The organism is Marinobacter sp. L-80 (assembly GCF_056859395.1).
Genome location: NZ_JBSXOI010000077.1, coordinates 781,084 through 800,983, shown reverse-complemented (window position 1 = coordinate 800,983; position 19,900 = coordinate 781,084). Strand labels below are relative to the sequence as shown.

Annotated in this window: 22 protein-coding genes and 3 pseudogenes; 17 read left to right on the top strand and 8 right to left on the bottom strand. The window is 56.9% G+C overall.

The annotated features are described in order from the left end of the window. Nucleotides 1-30: 30 nt before the first annotated feature. Both AC13E3_RS23350 and AC13E3_RS23345 read right to left on the bottom strand, forming a co-directional pair. Complete coding sequence (locus AC13E3_RS23350; RefSeq protein ID WP_008172221.1) at nt 31-1,284, bottom strand: IS256 family transposase; 1,254 nt, start codon at nt 1,282-1,284, stop codon at nt 31-33. Nucleotides 1,285-1,373: 89 nt separating this feature from the next. After that, nucleotides 1,374-2,756 carry a multicopper oxidase family protein gene (locus tag AC13E3_RS23345; RefSeq protein ID WP_482902618.1) on the bottom strand — a complete coding sequence of 461 codons (1,383 nt, stop codon included), beginning with the start codon at nt 2,754-2,756 and terminating at the stop codon, nt 1,374-1,376. 235 nt (nt 2,757-2,991) lie between these two features. Here AC13E3_RS23345 and AC13E3_RS23340 point away from each other — a divergent pair, with 235 nt between their 5' ends. The 4 genes from AC13E3_RS23340 to AC13E3_RS23325 all read left to right on the top strand — a co-directional run bounded on the left by AC13E3_RS23340 (nt 2,992) and on the right by AC13E3_RS23325 (nt 6,895). Next, nucleotides 2,992-3,393 carry a heavy metal-responsive transcriptional regulator gene (locus tag AC13E3_RS23340; RefSeq protein ID WP_482902617.1) on the top strand — a complete coding sequence of 134 codons (402 nt, stop codon included), beginning with the start codon at nt 2,992-2,994 and terminating at the stop codon, nt 3,391-3,393. A 69-nt stretch (nt 3,394-3,462) separates the two neighbouring features. Continuing rightward, the gene (locus AC13E3_RS23335; RefSeq protein ID WP_482902616.1) at nt 3,463-5,949 is read left to right on the top strand and encodes a heavy metal translocating P-type ATPase; all 2,487 of its coding nucleotides are present in this window, start codon (nt 3,463-3,465) and stop codon (nt 5,947-5,949) included. 33 nt (nt 5,950-5,982) lie between these two features. Next, nucleotides 5,983-6,168, top strand: coding sequence for a hypothetical protein (locus AC13E3_RS23330; RefSeq protein WP_008173735.1), 186 nt, complete (start codon nt 5,983-5,985; stop codon nt 6,166-6,168). Continuing rightward, nucleotides 6,146-6,895, top strand: a complete 750-nt coding sequence (locus AC13E3_RS23325) for a TVP38/TMEM64 family protein (protein WP_008173737.1) — start codon at nt 6,146-6,148, stop codon at nt 6,893-6,895. The genes AC13E3_RS23330 and AC13E3_RS23325 overlap by 23 nt, the downstream gene beginning before the upstream one ends. Before the next feature lie 33 nt (nt 6,896-6,928). On the opposite strand, the gene merA is transcribed toward AC13E3_RS23325, so the two are convergent. The 3 genes from merA to merT form a co-directional block, all read right to left on the bottom strand. Next, nucleotides 6,929-8,335 carry a mercury(II) reductase gene (merA, locus tag AC13E3_RS23320; RefSeq protein ID WP_008173739.1) on the bottom strand — a complete coding sequence of 469 codons (1,407 nt, stop codon included), beginning with the start codon at nt 8,333-8,335 and terminating at the stop codon, nt 6,929-6,931. Between the two features lie 86 nt (nt 8,336-8,421). After that, nucleotides 8,422-8,718, bottom strand: a complete 297-nt coding sequence (gene merP, locus AC13E3_RS23315) for a mercury resistance system periplasmic binding protein MerP (protein ID WP_008173740.1) — start codon at nt 8,716-8,718, stop codon at nt 8,422-8,424. A 14-nt stretch (nt 8,719-8,732) separates the two neighbouring features. Continuing rightward, nucleotides 8,733-9,083, bottom strand: a complete 351-nt coding sequence (gene merT, locus AC13E3_RS23310) for a mercuric ion transporter MerT (protein WP_008173743.1) — start codon at nt 9,081-9,083, stop codon at nt 8,733-8,735. Between the two features lie 73 nt (nt 9,084-9,156). On the opposite strand from merT, the gene merR reads away from it, so the two are divergent. The 6 genes from merR to AC13E3_RS23280 all read left to right on the top strand — a co-directional run bounded on the left by merR (nt 9,157) and on the right by AC13E3_RS23280 (nt 13,640). Beyond that, the gene (gene merR, locus AC13E3_RS23305) at nt 9,157-9,597 is read left to right on the top strand and encodes an Hg(II)-responsive transcriptional regulator (RefSeq protein ID WP_008173749.1); all 441 of its coding nucleotides are present in this window, start codon (nt 9,157-9,159) and stop codon (nt 9,595-9,597) included. A 693-nt stretch (nt 9,598-10,290) separates the two neighbouring features. Further along, on the top strand, nt 10,291-10,464 hold the full coding sequence (locus AC13E3_RS23300; protein ID WP_008173750.1) for a hypothetical protein: 174 nt from the start codon (nt 10,291-10,293) through the stop codon (nt 10,462-10,464). Then, nucleotides 10,464-11,654, top strand: coding sequence for a protein-disulfide reductase DsbD family protein (locus tag AC13E3_RS23295; protein WP_008173751.1), 1,191 nt, complete (start codon nt 10,464-10,466; stop codon nt 11,652-11,654). Before AC13E3_RS23300 ends, AC13E3_RS23295 begins: the two co-directional genes overlap by 1 nt. 16 nt (nt 11,655-11,670) lie before the next feature. Beyond that, nucleotides 11,671-12,261 (top strand): protein-disulfide reductase DsbD domain-containing protein, encoded by a 591-nt coding sequence (locus AC13E3_RS23290; protein ID WP_482902615.1) that lies wholly within the window; start codon nt 11,671-11,673, stop codon nt 12,259-12,261. Between the two features lie 42 nt (nt 12,262-12,303). Next, a complete protein-coding gene (locus AC13E3_RS23285) occupies nt 12,304-13,008 on the top strand; it encodes an SCO family protein (RefSeq protein WP_482902614.1) in 705 nt (234 codons plus the stop codon). Between the two features lie 56 nt (nt 13,009-13,064). Continuing rightward, nucleotides 13,065-13,640 (top strand): TlpA family protein disulfide reductase, encoded by a 576-nt coding sequence (locus AC13E3_RS23280; RefSeq protein ID WP_482902613.1) that lies wholly within the window; start codon nt 13,065-13,067, stop codon nt 13,638-13,640. A 46-nt stretch (nt 13,641-13,686) separates the two neighbouring features. Here AC13E3_RS23280 and cadR read toward each other — a convergent pair whose 3' ends face one another. Beyond that, entirely contained in the window at nt 13,687-14,088 is a 402-nt protein-coding gene (gene cadR / locus AC13E3_RS23275; RefSeq protein ID WP_474544682.1) for a Cd(II)/Pb(II)-responsive transcriptional regulator, read from the bottom strand. A 97-nt stretch (nt 14,089-14,185) separates the two neighbouring features. Between cadR and AC13E3_RS23270 the strand changes: the two genes are divergently transcribed. The 5 genes and pseudogenes from AC13E3_RS23270 to AC13E3_RS23250 all read left to right on the top strand — a co-directional run. After that, nucleotides 14,186-15,082: a cation efflux transmembrane domain-containing protein gene (locus AC13E3_RS23270; protein WP_008173756.1), complete on the top strand. Its 897-nt coding sequence runs from the start codon at nt 14,186-14,188 to the stop codon at nt 15,080-15,082. Nucleotides 15,083-15,085: 3 nt separating this feature from the next. Further along, nucleotides 15,086-15,598, top strand: coding sequence for a signal peptidase II (gene lspA, locus AC13E3_RS23265; RefSeq protein ID WP_008173757.1), 513 nt, complete (start codon nt 15,086-15,088; stop codon nt 15,596-15,598). 99 nt (nt 15,599-15,697) lie between these two features. Continuing rightward, nucleotides 15,698-16,335, top strand: a pseudogene (locus AC13E3_RS23260) (peroxiredoxin). 108 nt (nt 16,336-16,443) lie between these two features. Further along, nucleotides 16,444-16,812: pseudogene (locus AC13E3_RS23255) on the top strand (heme lyase NrfEFG subunit NrfE); the annotation flags it as partial. A gap of 5 nt (nt 16,813-16,817) precedes the next feature. Beyond that, nucleotides 16,818-17,540, top strand: a pseudogene (locus tag AC13E3_RS23250) (transposase); the annotation flags it as partial. Nucleotides 17,541-18,096: 556 nt separating this feature from the next. Here the strand turns inward: AC13E3_RS23250 and vapC are convergent. Together vapC and AC13E3_RS23240 are read right to left on the bottom strand one after the other, a co-directional pair. Beyond that, a complete protein-coding gene (gene vapC / locus AC13E3_RS23245) occupies nt 18,097-18,498 on the bottom strand; it encodes a type II toxin-antitoxin system VapC family toxin (RefSeq protein ID WP_092033819.1) in 402 nt (133 codons plus the stop codon). Next, nucleotides 18,495-18,689, bottom strand: coding sequence for a type II toxin-antitoxin system VapB family antitoxin (locus AC13E3_RS23240; protein WP_008173767.1), 195 nt, complete (start codon nt 18,687-18,689; stop codon nt 18,495-18,497). Before AC13E3_RS23240 ends, vapC begins: the two co-directional genes overlap by 4 nt. A gap of 151 nt (nt 18,690-18,840) precedes the next feature. Between AC13E3_RS23240 and AC13E3_RS23235 the strand changes: the two genes are divergently transcribed. Beyond that, nucleotides 18,841-19,074, top strand: a complete 234-nt coding sequence (locus AC13E3_RS23235; RefSeq protein ID WP_008173769.1) for a hypothetical protein — start codon at nt 18,841-18,843, stop codon at nt 19,072-19,074. A gap of 127 nt (nt 19,075-19,201) precedes the next feature. Then, nucleotides 19,202-19,900 carry a crotonase/enoyl-CoA hydratase family protein gene (locus tag AC13E3_RS23230; RefSeq protein ID WP_092033822.1) on the top strand — a complete coding sequence of 233 codons (699 nt, stop codon included), beginning with the start codon at nt 19,202-19,204 and terminating at the stop codon, nt 19,898-19,900.

Below are 19,900 nucleotides of genomic sequence, written 5' to 3'. Positions count from 1 at the left end.
CGAGTTATTGTCAAATCTGGTGTATGACCATCAGGCAGCGCTCCTGTCAGATTGATCCTCCACCGGTATTCCATCCTGAAACTGCACGTTGTCCACGACCAGCTTCAGTTGGTTGAACCCCTTGATCCGCTTCCAGCGTTTCTGGGCGGATTGGAGCAACTTGAACACCATCGATAACGTGGTGTCGCGATTGCCACAAGACCGGCTCCGCTTGGTTCTCAGCCGTACTGTGGCGAAGGTGGATTCAATCGGATTGGTGGTCCGTAAGTGAATCCAGTGAATCGCCGGGAAATCGTAGAAGGCCAGCAGCTCATCCCGGTCCTTCTCCAGGTTTTCCATGGCCTTCGGGTACTTGTCCCGGAACCGCCGCAAAGCGCTGTCAAACGCCTTGTGGGCGCTGTCACGAGTCTCTGCCAGGTAGATCTCATGCAAGGCTGACTTCACCTTCGGTTGCACCGACTTGGGCAGCTTGTCCAGCACATTGGCCGTCTTGTGCACCCAGCACCGCTGGTGCCGGGTGTCCGGAAACACTTTGCTCAGAGCCTTCCAGAAGCCCAGTGCGCCGTCACCCACAGCCAGCCTGGGCGACGGCTCCAGACCACGTTCCCGCAAGTCCGTGAGCAGCTCTCGCCAACTGGCCTCGGACTCCCGGTGGCCATCCTCGACAGCCACCAATTCCTTGTGGCCATGCTCAGTCACGCCGATGATTACCAGCAGACAGAGTCGATCGTCCAGCCGGACGTTGCTGTACACGCCGTCGGCCCACCAGTACACATAGCGTTTCTGGCTCAAGTCCCGGCGCTGCCAGTCCTTGTGCTCATCCAGCCACTTCGCCTTGAGCCGGGAGACCGTGTTCGCCGACAACCCGTTGGCCTGCTCGCCGACCAGCGCGCTCAGGGCCTCCTGGAAGTCACCGGAGGAGACGCCCCGCAGGTAGAGCCAGGGAATCAGTTCCTCCAGACTCCGGGCACGCTTCAGGTAGGGTGGCAGCAGGTGGCTGTTGAAGCGAATGCCAGAGCCACTGCGGTCCCGGACTTTGGGAACCTGGACTTCTACGTCGCCGACGCCGGTCTGAACAGTGCGTTTGGGAAGGTGCCCATTGCGCACCACAGCACGGCGGCCATCCGGTGTCTTGACGTCTGCGCACTGCTTCAACAGGCTCTCCAGCTCCGTCTCGACAGCCTGTGCAATCAGATCACGGGCACCCTGACGGATTAACTCGTGCAAGGGATCGTTGCCGGCTACCTCTGGTTGTGAAAGAGCATGCAGGTTAGACTTGGACATGGCGTATCATTCCTCTGTTGGTTGTGATCGTCGCGGTGATCAACCAACAGGATACGCCACCCCTTCAACCTGCTTCCATACACCAGAAATCACCATAACTCGCTTTGCACCTGAAAATAGCGCATCATCCCTGCATCCTCATGTTCCATGTTATGACAGTGGTAGATGTAAAGGCCGTCAAAGCGCTCGAATTTCATCGCCACCTGAACCGTTTCACGAGGCATAACCAGAACCGTGTCGTGCCAGCCACTGTCTACCAGGCCCTGCTGTAGACTGTCCGAGTTGCCGCCTCGTCGCCCTACAACGTTGAATTGCAAGCCATGAATATGCATCGGGTGAGGCATCGGTGTGCTGTTGTGGAATTCCCAGATTTCCGTGTCACCAAGGCGGACTTTTTCGTCATCAGCAACATTCGTTCCGTCAAACCGCCGGCCATTCATGGCAAATCCCCGCATCATCACCGGGCTTAACTCGAACGACCGGATTCGCGTATTGCTGTTTACCGGTATTTTTTGCCGCTGCACACCTAGCTGTGCCGGTAAAGGTTCGCTGGCCTTTAATGACTTGGACACCTCCAGCCTGGCCAAGGGGAATCGGCTGCCAAGGGGCAGGGCGTTGCTGCCCATCATGCCCATTCCGTCCATCATACCTCCGCTCATCATGCCTGCCCGGAAACGGTCACTGATAAGCTCCAGCGTATCACCCGGCTGGAACTCGGAAAGATCGACCCATATATCAAGCCGCTGAGCCGGAGCCAGCACGGCGTAAGGCCTGTCTTCCGGTTCCTGAAGAAGGCCGCCGTCTGCACCGATAACGGTGACAGGTCGCCCGTCGCTCCAGGCCAGTTTGTAGATGCGGGCGTTGGACCCATTGAGGACTCGAATTCTGTAGGGGCGGGTGGCAACCTTGCGGGTGGTTGGAGGCGCCCCGTTAGCCAGCACTCTATCCCCCAGAAAACCGTGCATACGGTCCATCATGGACCCCATGCCACGGCCCATGTAAACCAGTTCATTGTTACCAGCAAAGGTGCGGTCCTGAAGCACCAGCAGCAGCTCGTTATCGCCCGACGGCAATTTGAGGTCCGCTTCTTCCTCGTCTTCAACGATCAGGAGTCCGGCCAACCCTGCGTAACTTTGAAATCCTACGCGACCACCTTGCTTGCCGTGGGCATGAGAGTGGTACCAGAACAGTCCGGCCCGGTCCAATACCTCGAAGCCAACAGTCATTGTCTCGCCTGGGCGGATCGGTAGTCTTGGCTGTCCGTCTACGTCGGACGGCACGTGAAGTCCGTGCCAGTGGACGGTGGTGTCCTCTGGCAGCTCATTGTGAATATGGATTTTGACGGTTTGGCCGCGGCGTAGCCGGATCGTTGGGCCGAGGTAACTGTCCGGATTTTCGGAGACTGTGTTTTTTGGACCTTTCAGCAATTCCGCCCTGTAGCGCCACACTTCACTGGGGGCGCCCGGGCCCATCAGCGAATGCGAAAAGGGACGGGAAAAGTCCTAACATCAGCGTAACCAGCCTTTCAAAACCCTTCATTACAGTGTCTCCGTCTTTTCGCCCCACTTGACTCAAAACGGGGGACCTTGGGTCAGTTTGGTGTACCGCCACCGGTCTGACAAAGCATGAAAAAATGCCTTGACCTTAAAGTTCACTTTAAGGTTATGGTTGGCATCAGTCATTGATCACTTGTTTTGAGGTGCAAGAATGAAAACGTTCAATATTGGCGAACTCTCTGATAAAAGCGGCGTGGCCAGCCATGCCATTCGCTTTTACGAGCGGGAAAATCTCATGCCCGAGCCTGCCCGAAACCAATCGAATTATCGTCGTTACCCCGAGGATGCGATCGCCAGGCTGCAATTCATCATCCACGCCAAGCAATGGGGTTTCACCCTTGATGAGATTCGCGAACTCCTGATGCTTCAGGACGCCAATGGCGACCGCGCCGAGGCCAAGCGAATTGCAAAGAAGCAACTGGAAAAAATCCGGCATCAGATTCAGAGCCTGTCCCGCATTGAGGCCGTCCTGTCGGAAACCCTGGAGGAATGCTCCGGTGAAGGACCCATGGACGGCTGCCCGATTGTCGAAGCCATAGCCCAGCGAGGGTGACGCTGCCAGTTGCCTGCGAATGAACTGATTAAAGGCACGGAGTTAGCTGTGCCGAGGAGCCAAACGGGTATGCAACGAATAGAGATTCGTGTTGATGGAATGTCTTGCGCTTCGTGCGTCGGGCGGATTGAAAAGGCGCTCATGGGTGAGCCCGGCGTTGCGGAAGCCCAGGTGAATCTGGCGACCGGAAAAGCCACCGTGGAATTTGACCAGCCTACCACGCCGGCCATGCTAATCGACTCGATTAAGGAGGCGGGCTACCAGCCACGGCTACAGTCGGCTGAGATTCCGGTCGTCGGCATGAGCTGCGGCTCCTGCGTATCCCGGATTGAGCAGTCATTGAACAAGCAACCCGGCATGGTTAAGGCCAGTGTCAATCTGACTACCCGGAAAGCGTTTGTGGAGTTCCTGTCTGACACCCTGTCAGTGCCGCAAATTCATCAGGCTATCCGCGACGCAGGGTATGAACCTCAGGAGCCGGACGCCAATAGCGAAACGGAAGAGCAGGACAGGGAGGGCATCGACCTCCGCCGGAAAGTGCTCTTCGCTGCGGCGCTGACTATCCCGATTGTTCTGATTGCCATGGGTAAAATGATCCCTGCTCTTGAGGCTCTATATGTCAGTGTCTTACCCCATCGGGGATGGATGGCAATTGAGTGGCTACTAACCACGCCGGTGTTGTTTTATGCCGGACTGAGGTTTTTCCGGTCCGGGTACACTGAATTGCGCCATGCCAATCCTGGCATGAACAGCCTGGTTATGATCGGCACCAGCGCTGCCTATTTCTACTCCGTCGCAGCACTGCTGGTTCCAGGATTCTTTCCCGCCGGTACCGCCGAAAGCTATTTCGAGGCAGCGGCAGTAATCGTGACGCTCATTCTGCTGGGACGCTACTTTGAGCACGTCGCCAAAGGCCGGACGTCGGAGGCAATCAAAAAACTTCTGCAATTGCAGGCCAAGACCGCCCGTGTCATTCGGGATGGGGAAGCCGTCGAAGTGCCCATCGAAGCCGTGGTACCTGGTGACCGTATCCAGGTGCGCCCGGGAGAGCGGGTTCCTGTTGATGGCGTGGTGGAGGAAGGCCAATCCTACGTGGACGAGTCCATGATCAGCGGCGAGCCCGTTCCCGTGGCCAAACAGAAAGACGCCGAGCTGGTGGGTGGAACCATTAATAAGAACGGTTCCCTGACGTTCCGGGCTACGAGGGTCGGTGCGGACACCGTTCTGGCACAGATCATCAGAATGGTGGAATCGGCCCAGGCTGATAAACCCCCGATTCAGGCGCTGGCCGACAAGATAGCGGGAATTTTCGTTCCCATTGTGATTGTGCTCGCGATTCTGACGTTCATCACCTGGTTCAGCTTCGGGCCCGAGCCGGCCCTGTCCTTTGCCTTCGTCACGACGGTCAGCGTACTGCTGATTGCTTGTCCCTGCGCGATGGGACTGGCTACGCCAACAGCCATTATGGTCGGAACCGGTAAGGGCGCCGAAATGGGCGTGCTGTTCCGCAAAGGCGCGGCCCTGGAGACACTGTCTCGGATGGACACCATCGTCCTCGATAAAACCGGCACCCTGACTCGGGGCCAGCCTGAGCTGACAGATTTCATACTGGTGGAAGGCCGCGAGGATGAGGTCCTGGCCTGGGTTGCGGCTGTGGAGACCGAAAGTGAACATCCCATCGGGGAAGCCATCGTCAAGGGCGCAAGGGATCGGGGCCTCACGTTACCCGCGATCAGTGAATTCCAGGCGGAGCCGGGCTACGGCATCCAGGCACAGGTGGCCGGACGCCGGATCAATGTGGGCGCGGACCGTTATATGCGCCGCCTCGGTATCGACCTGGCCAGCGTCGCCGACGATGCGGTGTCACTTGCTGAAAAAGCCAAATCCCCGCTGTATGTTGCCGTCGACGGACGCCTCGCCGCGCTGATTGCCGTGGCCGATCCGCTCAAGAACGGCTCGGTGGAAGCGATTGCTGCGCTCAAGTCATCAGGGCTCAGCGTGGCCATGCTCACCGGTGACAACCGCGCCACCGCCGAGGCGATTGCGCGGCAAGCCGGTATCGAACGGGTGCTTGCGGAGGTATTGCCGGACCAGAAAGCGTCCGAAGTGAAGCGCCTGCAAGAGGAAGGTGCCCGGGTTGCTTTTGTGGGTGACGGTATCAATGACGCACCGGCCCTGGCGCAAGCCGATGTGGGTATCGCCATCGGCACCGGTACCGACATTGCCATCGAGGCCGGCGACGTGGTTCTGATGCGCGGCGACCTCCGGGGCATCGTGGATGCTGCAGCGCTCTCCCGGCGCACCCGCAAAACGATTCTTGGCAATTTTGTCTGGGCCTACGGATACAACCTGGCACTGATCCCCGTGGCCGCAGGTGTTCTGTTCCCGTTTACCGGTTATCTGCTCAACCCCATGCTGGCTGCGGGTGCCATGAGCCTTTCCAGTGTGTTTGTGGTGACCAATTCCCTCCGACTGGGCCGGTTCAAATCCGATAGCGGAAGCTCCGTGGAGAGCAGTATCAGCGAAAGCGGAGCCGCACAGGCCAGTGTCTCGTAAGAGGCCTGGCACACACAGAATCAGGAGATTGACATGATGACGAATGAGGCATGCATGTTTGGAATGGCGGGAAGGGGGTTGATATCCCTTTTGCTCATCGTCGCCTTGGTACTTGGCGTCGCAGCCCTCGGCAAGTACCTGTTTTCGAAAAACAGGGACGATTCTGGACGCGCGAGTAAGAACGCCAGAGGAGACTATGACTACCACCCTGAACCATGAATTTCATCGGGTACCCATGGCAGGCATGGGAGTTAGACCGAACGCAAAAGCAAAAGTAGTCGGGGTTCTGCTCTTGCTGGTTGCACTGGCTGCGATCTATTGGGTCATGCTGGAGACCGGAGCATTGACCACCGTGACCAACAAGGCGGCCTTGTCGGAATGGATTGACCAACTGGGGTATTGGGGGCCGGTGGGTATCATTGGCCTGATGATCACGGCCATTGTCCTGAGCCCGATCCCCAGCGCCCCGATCGCCATGGTTGCCGGTACGGCCTATGGATCGCTATGGGGAACAGTCATCGTAGTTATCGGTGCTGAGGCCGGCGCACTGATCGCTTTCGCCATTGCTCGATCCTTGGGGTACGACGTTATCCATCGCTGGAGGCGGGTACGTCCGGTATTGAATTGGCTGGGCAAGGACCGCTCCCAGGGCGGGTTGATGCTTGTCATTTTTGCGTCGCGATTGGTGCCCTTTATCTCCTTCGATGCCGTCAGCTATGCAGCCGGCCTGACACCGATCGCGTTCTGGCGATTCGTGGTCGCAACTCTGGCCGGTGTTATTCCGACAGCGTATTTGATCACAGCGTTTGGTGGCTTGCTCATGGCATCTGAGTCCGGGGTGGTGACCGGGCTTCTGATCCTGGTCAGTGGCATTACCCTGTTACCGATTGTTGCCAAGCTGCTCATGGCTCGCCTAAGGCACCAGAAAGCGTCCGAACTTGCATGATAGAGGTTGGGTTGAAGGCGCCTTGGCAAATACTCATCCCGCACAGCAGGACAGCTGTTTCACGTCTTTGGTGAAGGTTTGCGCGCAGAGCTTGAGGCCTTCCACCATGGTCAGATAAGGAAACAGTTCATCGCCGATGTCCTGCACGGTCATCCGTGACCGAAGTGCAATGACTGCCGTCTGGATCAGTTCACCGGCTTCCCCGGCTACCGCCTGCACCCCCAGCAAGCGTCCCGAATCGCGCTCGGCCACCATCTTAATAAAGCCATGGGTGTCGAAATTCACCAGCGCTCGCGGCACGTTTTCCAGATCCAGCAGACGGGTGTCCACATTGTAGCCCTGCTTGAGCGCTTCGGCCTCTGTCAGGCCAACTGTGGCGACCTGAGGGTCGGTAAACATCACCCCCGGCATGGCGCTGAGATCCAGGGTGGCCTCGCCTCCCGTCATGTTGACCGCAGCCCGGCTGCCCCCGGCAGCGGCGACGTAGACAAACTGCGGCTGATCGGTGCAGTCACCGGCGGCATAGACACCGGGGACCGTGGTTTGCAGTTGCCCATCCACCTGAATCGCGCCACGGGAGGTTTCCACACCGATGCCCGCCAGGTTCAGGTTTTCGGTATTGGGTATCCGGCCGGTCGCCACCAGCAGTTGATCAGCTCGTAAGGTACCGGCATTGGTCTCGATAACGAATTCATTGTCGGTATAGTCCACACGGCTGGCCTGGGTCTGCTTGAGCACCTCGATGCCCTCGCGCCTGAACGCCGCCTCTATGGCCTCACCGACGGCGGGTTCTTCACCGGATAGCAGGCGGCTGCGGGCCAACACGGTGACCTTGCTATCCAGCCGGGCGAACGCCTGAGCCAATTCCAGGGCAACAAAACCGGCGCCGATCACGATCAGCCGTTCAGGCACAGTAATTAATGCCAGCGCACTGGTGGAGGTGAGATAAGGCGTCTCAGCCAGCCCCGGTATCGACGGCTCTGCGGGGCGGGCGCCAGTGCCAATAAAGGCGCGATCGAAATGGACGTTCTGCTCGCCGCCCTCGTTCAACTGGACCACCAGGTTATTGCCATCGACAAACCGGGCTTCACCGTTCAGGACCGTGATTGCCGTCTGGTCGCGCAGAATCCCTTCGTACTTGGCGTCGCGCAGTTCCTCGACACGCGTCTGCTGTTGCTGAAGCAGTTTCGCCCGGTCCACCTTCGGTATCTGGGCGCTGACGCCCCCGTCAAATGGGCTCTCCGTGCGCAGATGCGCGATATGCGCGGCACGAATCATGATTTTCGACGGCACGCAGCCGGTATTCACGCAGGTACCACCAATAATGCCGCGCTCGATCAGGGTGATGCGGGCGCCACGCTCCGCGGCCTTCAGGGCAGCCGCCATGGCTGCGCCGCCGCTACCAATCACAGCGATATGCAGGTTTTTGTCACTATTCATTCCGAGTTCCTTGAATTACTGGGGCATTGTCACGGCAGGCGCCGAGTCGCGTGTAACAGAGGGCGCCTGGAGTCCTTTATCACAACTCACTTACTGTCCGTTTCCAGGGATTTCAGGGTGGAGGGATAGCCGACATCGCCCGTTGCCTGGGTTAAGGCTTCCACCGATGTTCGTGTGTCGTCAAAGGTAATCATGGCTTCTCGATCCGGATAGCTCACGTCGACTTGTGAAACACCGTCCACCTTGTTCAAGGCCAGCTTGATGGTAATGGGGCATGCGGAACAGGTCATCCCCGGAACCGAAAGCGTCACTGTCTGCATGGCGGCCCAAGAGGGCATGCTGAGCAGGGCGAAAAGCAACGTCATGGCAAAGCGCATTTTCATGGGACAATCTCCTTTCAATAAAACAGAGGAAGAGCATAGGGAAACAACAGGGCGACCAGTATCAGTGCCGTTACTGCCCAAAAGATCACCTTATAAGCCGTTCGCACCCGTGGTACGGCACACACTTCACCGGTTTGACACTGTTCCACTGGCCGGAAGATTCGACGCCAGGCGAAGAACATGGCCACCAATGCAACGCCGATGAAAATCGGGCGGTAAGGTTCAAGAGCCGTGAGGTTGCCCATCCAGGCACCGGAGACACCCAGCGCGACAAGTACCAGCGGTCCGAGGCAGCAGGCCGAAGCCAAAAGGCCCGCAATACCTCCCGCAGCCAAGGGGACACGCCCCGATTTGGAATTCGACATAACGCTGACACCTTTCATGGTTTCATTCGATGAGATAAGATTACTTCCGTAGTCAGCTACGGAGTCAAGGGGTATGCCGGATAAAGCGAATTCATTGACCATCGGTGGCCTGGCGAAGGCTGCCAACGTCCATGTCGAGACAATCCGCTATTACCAGCGGCGACGTCTAGTACCGGAGCCGGAACGTCCTCCAGGTGGTATTAGGCGCTATGGTCCAGCTGATATCGAGCGGTTAATGTTCGTGAAAACGGCTCAGCAGCTGGGCTTCAGTCTTGTCGAAATCAGTGACCTGCTACAACTTGAAGATGGCGCTCACTGCCAGGAGGCCAGCGCTCTGGCCGAGCACAAGTTGCGGGACGTGCGTGAGAAAATCGACCAACTGGGGAGAATCGAGAAGGTACTGGGCGAGATGGTTGAGCAGTGCCATGCCCATCCGGACAATATTACGTGCCCATTGATTGCATCATTGCATGAGGGGGGCAATGGGGGAAACGATCAACGTGAAAGAACATGATTTTCACTCGACTGAGGGCTCGAGGGAGAGCGGATGTTTTATCCCCGGATAGTCCCCACACCCAAGCTTCTGAGGAACTTATGTGCGCCGCCAACATCTTGCTCTGGTAGCCGCATTGGCGGATACGGTGATGGAGCGTGTCTGTTTGCACCTCCGTCAATGTAGGTTAAAGTGGACGATTATCTTCCCACGCGGAAGATGTTTTAGCTGTTCTGTAATCAGGATATCAGTGCGATGACCACACGGCTTATGGGACTGGCAGTACTACTGCTCGTGGCTCTTCTCCCCGTTGCACAGGGAGTTGCCGCGACCTCTTTTGAGGCGGAACCCATGGCCGAGGCTTGTGTCATGTTGCCAGACACCCAGGTGATGCATGACTGCGCCGGGCTCAATGCCGAGGGCAGCTGCAGTAGCCCGTGTTCAACGTCCCATGTCGGGAAATCTGCAATTAGAGACTCGGTAGTGCTGTTATCTTCCCCCTGCCCGAAAGGCTATTATTCTCATTCCGGCCGTGTACTTTCTGGCCCAGACCCTTTTCCTCCCAAGTATTCAACAGTGTCCTGAACCTTTGATTACCAGAGGCTTTCGCTTCGAGTGCCTGTCGTTTGGCCTTGCGCGGTAGACCACCACGTAGGCAGCTTTGCTGGTGATTTTATCGACTGATGAATACATGAAAACGGGAACGTATCTGTGATGTCATTCTATCTGGAATACCTGGTGCGCGGCATGACCGTGCTCTGCCATAAGCTTTCGGGTTTCAGCGGGACGCCAGGGCTGCTGTACAAGGATTCGAGCGGACAATGGCGGGGCCAGACTGGTGTGCCCAGCCAGGAAGCGCTCGGCAGGATGCTGGGAGTCACGGAGTAATGGATCAGTTGCCCTCATTACTCATTGCCGGCCAGATCATGATGGCGGTTATGGCAGGTCTACTGCTGAACCTGACGCCCTGCGTGCTGCCCGCGATCCCCATCAAGGTCCGGACCATCCTGCGGGAGGCGGGCGGCCAGAGGTCCCATCGGGTGCTGGCCGCGCTGGCATTCACGGCCGGAACACTCACCTTTTTCCTGACGCTGGGCGGCCTGACCGCACTGCTGCAGTGGAACTGGGGCACGTTGTTCCAGTCAACGCTATTCGTGGCCGTCCTGGTTGCGTTGATGGTCGGGTTTGCGGTGATTACCTGGCTCGATCTGCCCATCCCCGTCCCGACATTCGCCGCCTCGGCGCATGGCCGGCGTTACTTTGAAGCCTATGTATCCGGGCTGTTGAGTGCGATCCTGGCCGCGCCCTGCGCAGGCCCTTTCCTGGGGGGCGTACTGGCCTTTGCCGTTACCCAGCCGGCGCCGGTCATCATGGGGATATTCGGCAGTATCGGGCTGGGGCTGTCGTTGCCCTATGCGGTACTGATGCTCAGGCCCGAGTGGCTGAGTCGTTTGCCCAAGGCGGGCCCCTGGACCGTAGCCATTCGTGAAGTGCTCGCGCTGATATTGCTGGCCGCCGCCGTGTTTTTCAGCGCGAGCCTGGTGCCCAAAGCGGTATACCCCTGGCTGTGGTGGGCCTGGCTGGCGCTGGTGCTGGTCTGGGGTCTCCGCCGCTTCGTTCAGGGGAACGGTGCCGTGCGCGTGATCACTGCAACGGCGACAGGCCTTGCCTTGGTGGTGACAGTGGTATTCGCATCTCCGTTGGGCAGCGGCGAAGACGAGCTTGTCTGGCAACCCTACTCAGCAGAACTCCTGGCGGACACAAAAGCCCGTGGCACGCCGTATTTGCTGGAGTTCACTGCCGATTGGTGCATCAACTGCAAGGTCCTGGAGCGCACCGTGTATAAAGAGCCCGCTGTGGCTGAAGCCGTAGCGCGGGCCGGCATGGTGCCGATTCAGGTGGATGTGACAGCAAGCGATCCCGAAAAAGACGCATTGTTAACCGCGACGGGTGGGCAAGCTTTGCCTTTTGCGGCGATTTTTGACGCTGACGGCACCGTTGTCGCCCGTTTCACTGGGCTCTTTGATACCGACAGCCTGGTCGAGGCGATCAACCGCACCGAGAATTCACAACCCTAGATACTGGAGATGAACCATGACAACCCAAGCCAAAGTATTGCTGACCGGCATAGCGGTTTTTCTGATCGCGATCGCGGCGTTCATGTTGATCGGTACCAATTCCGGAAAGGCCCCTGGCTCAGCCCAGCCTGAACAAGCCAGTTCCGACCCCCAGGCGCCAGTTGCCCGCACGGGGTTGGCAGATTCTTCCGATAAGGTCCGCCTCAAGCTTGCGGAAGGCGGCAAAGCCCTGATAGGGGAGACCGGTGAAATCGTTCTGACACTGGACATTGAACCGGGCTGGCACGTGAATGCGAATCCAGCCTCCATGGAGTTTCTGATCCCCACCGTCGCCAAGTTTTCGGCTGGCGGCCAGTCGCTCGATATTCCGACGGAGTACCCGCGCGGCCGGGTCAGTGACATTGTGCTGGGTGACACCGCCCTGGAGGTGTACGACGACGGTGCAAGCATCCGGCTGCTGCCAGATGAAAAACAGACCGCCGCGCTGAAAGAGGCAGGCAAGCTTGACATGACAGTGCGGGTGCAGGCCTGCAGTGACGAGGGCATTTGCCTGGCACCAGCTGACCTGCCCGTTGCGCTGAATCTGGACGAGACCAAGCCACAATAACCCGGGACTCCCTTCGGAAAACAACTCAAATGGAGAATGACTGTGAACAGTGTATTCAGAGTATTGCTGATTGCCATGGTTGCCCTGGGTAGCACCAATGCCATGGCCCATTCCATGGAGGATGTTGAGGCCTCGTTGAACGAGAAAGAGCGGTATGCCCAGTTTGTGGATCAGCCGGCCCCTGAATTTGATCTTACAGGCGTTGATGGCAATACCCTTTCCCTTGCCGACTTAAACGGCAAAACCGTTGTGCTCAATTTTCTCTACACGCGCTGTACCGAGGCCTGCCCTTTTCATATGAACCTGATACGGCAGTTGCAAACCGGGGTTGAAGAAGAAGGGCTGAGTGAAGAGGTGGTGTTCATCACCATTGCCACGGACCGGGAAGATGTTGCCGGGACCCGGGACAACATGCGCGCGTATGGCGACAATTTCGACCTGAACCCCGATAATTGGCACTTTCTGTACCGGGGCGAAGGTGAACCGCCCGGGTTGACGTCGGAGCTCGCCAAAGCCTACGGCGTTCAGTTCAGGGATACGGGCGAGGGGGTACAGGTCCATGGTGTGGTAACCCACGTGATTGACCCGGAAGGTCAGATGCGGGCCCGGTTCCATGGATTGAAATTCAAGCCTGAGCATCTGGTGACCTACCTGACGGCCATTGCCAAAGGCCCCAACGCGGCAGCCGGTGATGGGTTCTGGGGCCGACTGCACGGGCGAATTGAAGAGCTGTTACAGAGTGAGTAACGCGTGGGGCACCATGCGGGCAACAAACCGACCACTGTAATCAGGAGTAATGTCCAATGAGTCACCAGCGCATATCCGCCGCCCGGGGAATCGCCGTAGTCCTTTTCGCGCTTGCTATTTCCATAGCCGCTCCAGTTATGGCTGCAGGGAAGGTTCCGAAGTCCGTGGGGCCCCAGGGGTTCCTGATCTGGGAGTCCCCTCGCACTCTGCCCGAGCTGGCTTTTCAAGACGAAGTCGGCAGGCCGCTGACACTGGCTGACTTTAAGGGTAAGGCGATATTGCTCAATATCTGGGCAACCTGGTGCCTGCCTTGCCGTGAGGAAATGCCGACGCTGGACTCACTTCAGGCTCAACTGGGCGGCGAGCAATTTGAAGTGGTCGCGCTGTCTGTTGACCACGCAGGCATCAGCGTTGTTGAGAAATTCTACCGGAAAACAGGCATCCAACATCTTCGCCAGTATATTGATCCGTCGACACTGGCGACCTCAACACTGGGCATAGAAGGTGTTCCTACAACGCTGCTGATTGATCACGACGGTCGCGAAATTGGCCGTCTGGTCGGTGCCGCGGAATGGGACAGCCCGGCCATGGTGGATTTGATGACCCGCACCATTGAAGGGGTTCCGGATTGACTGGATTTACGCAATTGAAAAGGCAGGTGCGTAATGCTTCAAGCTACTACTGCATGCTTCCTTCGCTGAGCCCTTCGAGAACCCCGCAGGCCTCAATTTCCCGATCATCGTTACAACTCGCTCGCAGCGACACAAGTTGTTTCTCCAGTACCTGCAGATCGGTTATCTGAGACCGTACATGAGCGATGTGATCATCAAGCAAGGTGTTGATGGCCCTGCAAGGCTGATGGGGCGCGCCCTGATAACGCTGTAACTCGTGAATTTCAGCGAGTGACAGCTCGAGTATTCTGCAGCGCCGGATGAAGGCCAGTCGCTCAACATGCCGTTCAGTGTAAATACGGTAGCCGTTGTCCTGACGATCCGGCGGCGGTAACAAGCCCTCTCGCTCATAGAAACGGATGGTCTGGGTGTCGACCCCTACGGACCGTGCCAACTGACCAATGCGCATCGGGTGTCTCCTCAACAAATGGTATCTGCTCTATTGACCTTATAGTGGCTATATGGTTTTAAATCATAATCCGACAATACTCAAGTGGAGCCGTATCATGAGTAAACCCTGTGAAGACGCCTGTGGCTGCGAAGCAACACCCGCCGAGGGTAATGCCGGGTCGGGGGCCTCTGAAGCGTCCGGCAACTGGATCAGTGTGTATACCGTACCGAAGATGGATTGTCCTTCGGAGGAACGGATGATTCGACTGGCCCTGAACGGTTTTGAAGACATTCGCGGGCTGTCCTTCGACCTGTCTGATCGGCGGTTGAAGGTTGTGCACGATGGCGAGGCTGAGCCTATCACCGCGAAGCTGGCAACCCTCGGGCTGGGAGCTTCGCTTCAGGAAACGGCCGCTGCCGACCCTGAGTCAATCAAGGCGCTCGGGGGTACGGCTATCTCGGCCGAGCAGGAGTCCGGCACCCTGCGTTGGTTGCTCGGTATCAATGCCGTCCTGTTTGTGGTGGAAATGACGGCCGGCCTGATCGCGCACTCCACCGGTTTGATTGCAGAATCCCTGGACAATTTCGCCGACGCGGCCGTGTATGGGCTCGCCCTGTATGCGGTTGGGCACAGCGTGAAAATGCAGGTGCGTGCGGCGCATCTTGCGGGCGTACTCCAACTGATACTGGCTGTGGGCGTACTTGCAGAGGTGGTGAGGCGCTTTGTCTTCGGCAGTGAGCCTGAGTCGCTGGTAATGATGGGGATTGCGTTCATCGCATTGATCGCCAATACCACCTGTCTGCTGCTGATATCCAAACATCGGGAGGGCGGTGCCCACATGAAGGCGAGCTGGATATTCTCAGCCAACGATGTGGTCATCAATCTGGGGGTCATTACCGCTGGCGCCCTGGTCGCGTGGACTGGCTCCAATTACCCGGACCTGATCATCGGCAGCATTGCGGGGATTATCGTACTCAACGGTGCCAGGCGCATCCTGGCGCTTAAGGGTTAAATAATGTCCATCGTTGCCAAAAAACACTTGCCGTATGGCCTGCTGGCGATTTCGGGCCTGATTGCGGCGTCTGATCAGGTTGTAAAATGGCTGGTCCAGCAGTCAATGGCGTATGGCGAGTCGATTCCGGTGACCCCGTTCTTTAACTGGGTGCATGTCTGGAACACCGGCGCCGCATTCAGCCTGTTTGCCGATGGCGGAGGTTGGCAGCGATACTTTCTTATCACAGTCGCGGTAGTTGTCTCGATTGTACTGATCGGGCTGATTGTTCAGTGCCGCCGCAGGGGAGAAGCCATCGCGTACAGCCTTATTCTTGGCGGTGCCATGGGCAACCTGATTGACCGTATATTTCGTGGCTATGTTGTGGATTCCTTTGATGTCTATTGGCAATCCTGGCACTGGCCAGCCTTTAACCTTGCCGATATCGCCATTGTGCTGGGCACCGTGCTTTTCCTCTATGTCAGTTTCATACCCGAAAAATCGGGCACGAACGTCGAGCTCGATGGATCAGGCTAAAAAACATCTGACAAACGCCTTGACCTTAAAGTTGACTTTAAGGATACCGTCTGTACTGACAAACCGAGAACGACAGCCAAAGCAAAGGAGAATGAAACGATGACATTGCAACTTGGAGAAACCGCTCCCGATTTCACCGTCGCATCCACCGAGGGAAACATTCAGTTTCATGAGTGGCTGGGAGACGACTGGGCCGTGCTGTTTTCACACCCCGCCGACTACACCCCGTCTGTACCACAGAGCTCGGTGCCTTCGCGAAGCGTAAGGACGAGTTCGCCAGTCGCGGTGTGAAGCTGATCGGGGTATCTGTCGACCCGCTCGACTCTCATAACGACTGGGTGAAGGATATCGAGAAAACCCAGGGCACCGGGCTCAATTTTCCCCTGCTGGCAGACAAGGATCAGGTGGTTGCCGACCTGTACGGAATGATCCATCCAAAAGCCGACCCCAAGGTGACTGTTCGAACGGTATTTATTATCGATTCCGCGAAGAAAATCCGTCTGATGCTGACGTATCCCCCTAGTACCGGGCGCAATCTGGACGAGATCCTGCGCGTCATTGATTCGCTCCAGCTGACCGACAACCACAAAGTGGCCACGCCGGTGGACCGGAAGAATGGCGAGGATGTGATCATCGTTCCGTCGCTCTCCAACGAAGAGGCCAAAGAGCGTTTCCCTGACGGATGGGATGAGCAGACACCGTATCTGCGCGTTACCCGCCAACCTGGTCGGAAGTAACGGGGAGTTCGTCAGCCAGCCGGGCGGCTGGCTGACGAAGCGATACCTGAGAACCCCTCACCGATAGGTTCGGTCATCGCCGAACCCTTAACCGAACACGGCCCCGAAATGCTTACCCTGACAATCCCTGAAGTTGGTCTCTTCGCGTTGTTGATTGCACTTTGCCTGTCGCTGCTTCAGGCGACCGTGCCCTTGCTGGGAGCCGCCACCCGGCGCCCGTTGTGGATGGCATTTGCAGAGCCTATGGCATGGGGGCAATTTGTTTTTCTACTGATTTCTTATGCCAGCCTGACCGCCAGTTTTCTTCTGGATGATTTCAGCGTGGATTATGTGGCCCGTAATTCCAACTCGATGCTGCCCTGGTACTACAAGTTCACCGCCGTCTGGGGCTCTCATGAAGGCTCGGTGCTGTTATGGAGTCTGATTCTCAGTGGCTGGGGCTTTGCCGTCAGTCTGTTTTCCCGCCAGTTGCCACGGGATATCCCGAGACCCGCATCCTGCTGCGTGGTGATGCTCATTTCGCCAACGTGGAATTGATGCAACTGGCGCTCGACGATCCGTACACCGATTTTCTGTTCGGCCTGGCCGGCAACAGCCGTCTGAAAAAACTGGCCGAGCCACACCTGCAATCCACCCGGCGGCTGCACGATACCCGCTGCCATAACGCTCGCCTCGCGGAACAGGCCCCGCCGCAATGCTCGCGCACCTTCCACGAGATCGATTATCAGGCCCGTTCCTGGCCACAGGCGTTTCGCACTGTCCTGAAAGCCGAAACCATGGCCCTCGGCGATAACCCCCGCTTCGTCGTCACCTCCCTGGAAGAGTCAACCCCGGAAATACTGTACGCCGAGCTGTATTGCGCCCGGGGCCAGGACGAGAATTTCATCAAGATGATGAAAAACGACCTGGCCAGCGACCGCACCTCGGATTGCCGCTTTGCGGCCAACCACCTGCGCCTGTTTTTCTCCTGCGCCGCCTATGTACTGCATCACGCCTTGCGCGCCGAACTGTTGCAAGGCACCGAGTTGTCTCAGGCCCAGCCCTCGACGGTCATCATCAAGCTGTTCAAGCTGGCCGTACGGGTGGTGCAGTACAAAGACCGCATCAAGCTCCACCTGCCAGGTAGCTGCCCGGTCAAGGCCCTTCTGCACACAGTCACCGAACGGTTATATCGCCTGCCTCGGCCCAGGTTAAACACCGGCTGAGCCGCTGTCGGCGCTCACCTCCATCTCGGGCTCGGGAGGCCTTCCCTCGCCCGGACGCTGGAATTGATCAAATAATAAACACTTAAGGCCGGTGACTGGATGACATCAGAGCGACATTGGCGCGCATACTACACTAATAATTCTCATATCTGGGCGTAATGGGCTAACCGAGAAAATTTCGTGGCTGCTGCTTGGGGTGTTTATGAAATGTTCGGGTTAGATGCGTAACTAGACTCCTTGGTTCCTGGATGCCGCAGACGCTGTCAGCTCCAGTCGAGGATCACCCTGGGGTTTCGATCAGGTTTCTCCAGTCGTAAACAAAAGCGAACGTTCGAGTGAGGGATTTACGTCAGAGCCTCCAAGCAAATCACAGCCATTTCATCCAGTATGATTGGCGGAGCAAATTGCAGACGCTGAATGATTACGTGGCAGAGATGACCATGCTCGGCTAAGCTCCTGTTTTATCGATTTAAGTGCAGCGTTATTGATGTTTCAAAGTCAGTAATAGTGACACAGTCAAATTTCTGCAATGATAAAGCGCGCTGCCTAATTGCTGTTATGTTTCTCTCAGAGCAGGCTCAAGTCCAAGGTGATCAACAAAGGGGATGAAGTCGCGATCCAAAAACAGCAGGGGCAACTCTTTCTCTATACAGAATGTCGCGATGATCACGTCGGCAGTTTTTCTGATCGTGATTCCTTTTTTTCGTAGTGCCCGATAGTTGTCGGCGCACTTAATTGCCATTTCTTTGCCAAACATTTCATACTGATCCAGAGTGAGCAGGCTTTGCTTGGTTTGGCGATATTGTTTGTCGTTGCGGATGCCTTGGAGGATTTCCAAAAATATGAGGTCTCCAATAGCAACCGAACCTTGAACTATCGAGGCATCCAGCAGATCAGTTTGCGGGTTGTCGACCCCATTGAAATAGTCGATCCAGACGCTGGTGTCTACCAGGATCATCGGGCAGCTCGCATTTCGCCCAAATCGCCTTCCCACTTGATCTTGCCACGTAACTTTCGAATTTCCTGCTGCTTGCTAAGCTGGACTAGAAGTCTAAGGCCTTGCTCGACGGCCTCTTTTTTGGTTTCGTAACCGGAGGCTTTGAGGGCTTCGGCCATTAACTGGTCGTCAATGACTATGTTAGTTCTCATGATGCACCTATGTGTATGCTTTTCGACTTTTATACACAATCTAGCATCTCAAGGAGAACATAACAATCGGCTGCACAGCGACCGATTTTCCGCCGCCTCCGCGGCTACAAACCGGCGCGTGAGCCGGGCGTTGTAAAGGAAATACCCGTCCATGAGAGATAGAGTAAGACTTAATCCGGGTGAAGAACTGAAACTCGAGGGCAGCAGAACTAAAGGACCTTTGGGTGAAACAGAAATCGACACATACTCCGTCATCAACAAGGCAGGAGAAGTCGTAGGTTCAGTTGTGCACTCCGATCACACAGCCATCAAAGGCTTTAAAAGAACGCAAACACTTGTCCAGAAAGATGCTGAAGGCAGTGTTTTGGTAGATAAGCGATGGTGATCTCAAATTTCGACCAGGTTTGGGCGACATGACCAATGGATATTGAATCTCTGACGCGCCTAACCCACAATCATGTCCAGCGAAGTAAACAAACGCTCACTTTAATTGCGGTAGAGAGGTAGAACAGGTGACTGAGCTGGTTAGTTATGAATTGAAAGATGGTGTAGCAACGATTGCCATCAGCAATGGCAAGGCCAACGCCCTGAGCCAGGAAGTGTTCGAGGGGCTCAACGCGGCGCTGGATCGGGCGGAGCAGGACAAGGCGGTTGTGATTCTGACCGGCCAGCCAGGCGTGTTCTCTGCCGGGTACGACTTGAAAGAAATGCAGAAGGGGCCGAAAGAAGCAGCCGCGCTGGTAAAAACCGGCTCCAGCTTTACCCGGCGTCTGGCCGCATTCCCGTTGCCCATTATTGGTGCCTGTAGCGGCCATGCCATTGCCAAGGGCGCGTTCATTCTGCTGTCAGTGGATCACCGCATTGGTATTGAGGGCCCCTTCAAACTGGGCCTGAACGAGGTTGCAATTGGCATGACCATGCACCACGCCGGGATTGAAATTGCCCGCCATCGACTGGCGCCCGCCCACTTTTACCGTTCGGTCGTGAACGCTGAGATCTACAGCCCGGAAGGGGCCGTGCAGGCGGGCTTCCTGGATGAGGTGGTTGCCCAGGACAAACTGGTTGAGCGGGCCACCGAGCTGGCGCAGCATTTCAAAACCCTGAACATGCGCGCCCATCGTGAAACCAAGCTGAAGGCCAAAGCGGACTATCTGGCGCTGCTGGATCGTTGCATCGAGCAGGATGCCGAGCACCTTGGCCTGAACGGCTAG

What these genes read in the sequence shown, in the direction of transcription:
- AC13E3_RS23350 (WP_008172221.1), bottom strand. Translation starts at nt 1,284, where the DNA reads ATGTCCAAGTCTAACCTGCATGCTCTTTCACAACCAGAGGTAGCCGGC.
- AC13E3_RS23345 (WP_482902618.1), bottom strand. Translation starts at nt 2,756, where the DNA reads ATGGGCCCGGGCGCCCCCAGTGAAGTGTGGCGCTACAGGGCGGAATTG.
- AC13E3_RS23340 (WP_482902617.1), top strand. Translation starts at nt 2,992, where the DNA reads ATGAAAACGTTCAATATTGGCGAACTCTCTGATAAAAGCGGCGTGGCC.
- AC13E3_RS23335 (WP_482902616.1), top strand. Translation starts at nt 3,463, where the DNA reads ATGCAACGAATAGAGATTCGTGTTGATGGAATGTCTTGCGCTTCGTGC.
- AC13E3_RS23330 (WP_008173735.1), top strand. Translation starts at nt 5,983, where the DNA reads ATGATGACGAATGAGGCATGCATGTTTGGAATGGCGGGAAGGGGGTTG.
- AC13E3_RS23325 (WP_008173737.1), top strand. Translation starts at nt 6,146, where the DNA reads ATGACTACCACCCTGAACCATGAATTTCATCGGGTACCCATGGCAGGC.
- merA (WP_008173739.1), bottom strand. Translation starts at nt 8,335, where the DNA reads ATGAATAGTGACAAAAACCTGCATATCGCTGTGATTGGTAGCGGCGGC.
- merP (WP_008173740.1), bottom strand. Translation starts at nt 8,718, where the DNA reads ATGAAAATGCGCTTTGCCATGACGTTGCTTTTCGCCCTGCTCAGCATG.
- merT (WP_008173743.1), bottom strand. Translation starts at nt 9,083, where the DNA reads ATGTCGAATTCCAAATCGGGGCGTGTCCCCTTGGCTGCGGGAGGTATT.
- merR (WP_008173749.1), top strand. Translation starts at nt 9,157, where the DNA reads ATGCCGGATAAAGCGAATTCATTGACCATCGGTGGCCTGGCGAAGGCT.
- AC13E3_RS23300 (WP_008173750.1), top strand. Translation starts at nt 10,291, where the DNA reads ATGTCATTCTATCTGGAATACCTGGTGCGCGGCATGACCGTGCTCTGC.
- AC13E3_RS23295 (WP_008173751.1), top strand. Translation starts at nt 10,464, where the DNA reads ATGGATCAGTTGCCCTCATTACTCATTGCCGGCCAGATCATGATGGCG.
- AC13E3_RS23290 (WP_482902615.1), top strand. Translation starts at nt 11,671, where the DNA reads ATGACAACCCAAGCCAAAGTATTGCTGACCGGCATAGCGGTTTTTCTG.
- AC13E3_RS23280 (WP_482902613.1), top strand. Translation starts at nt 13,065, where the DNA reads ATGAGTCACCAGCGCATATCCGCCGCCCGGGGAATCGCCGTAGTCCTT.
- cadR (WP_474544682.1), bottom strand. Translation starts at nt 14,088, where the DNA reads ATGCGCATTGGTCAGTTGGCACGGTCCGTAGGGGTCGACACCCAGACC.
- AC13E3_RS23270 (WP_008173756.1), top strand. Translation starts at nt 14,186, where the DNA reads ATGAGTAAACCCTGTGAAGACGCCTGTGGCTGCGAAGCAACACCCGCC.
- lspA (WP_008173757.1), top strand. Translation starts at nt 15,086, where the DNA reads ATGTCCATCGTTGCCAAAAAACACTTGCCGTATGGCCTGCTGGCGATT.
- vapC (WP_092033819.1), bottom strand. Translation starts at nt 18,498, where the DNA reads ATGATCCTGGTAGACACCAGCGTCTGGATCGACTATTTCAATGGGGTC.
- AC13E3_RS23240 (WP_008173767.1), bottom strand. Translation starts at nt 18,689, where the DNA reads ATGAGAACTAACATAGTCATTGACGACCAGTTAATGGCCGAAGCCCTC.
- AC13E3_RS23235 (WP_008173769.1), top strand. Translation starts at nt 18,841, where the DNA reads ATGAGAGATAGAGTAAGACTTAATCCGGGTGAAGAACTGAAACTCGAG.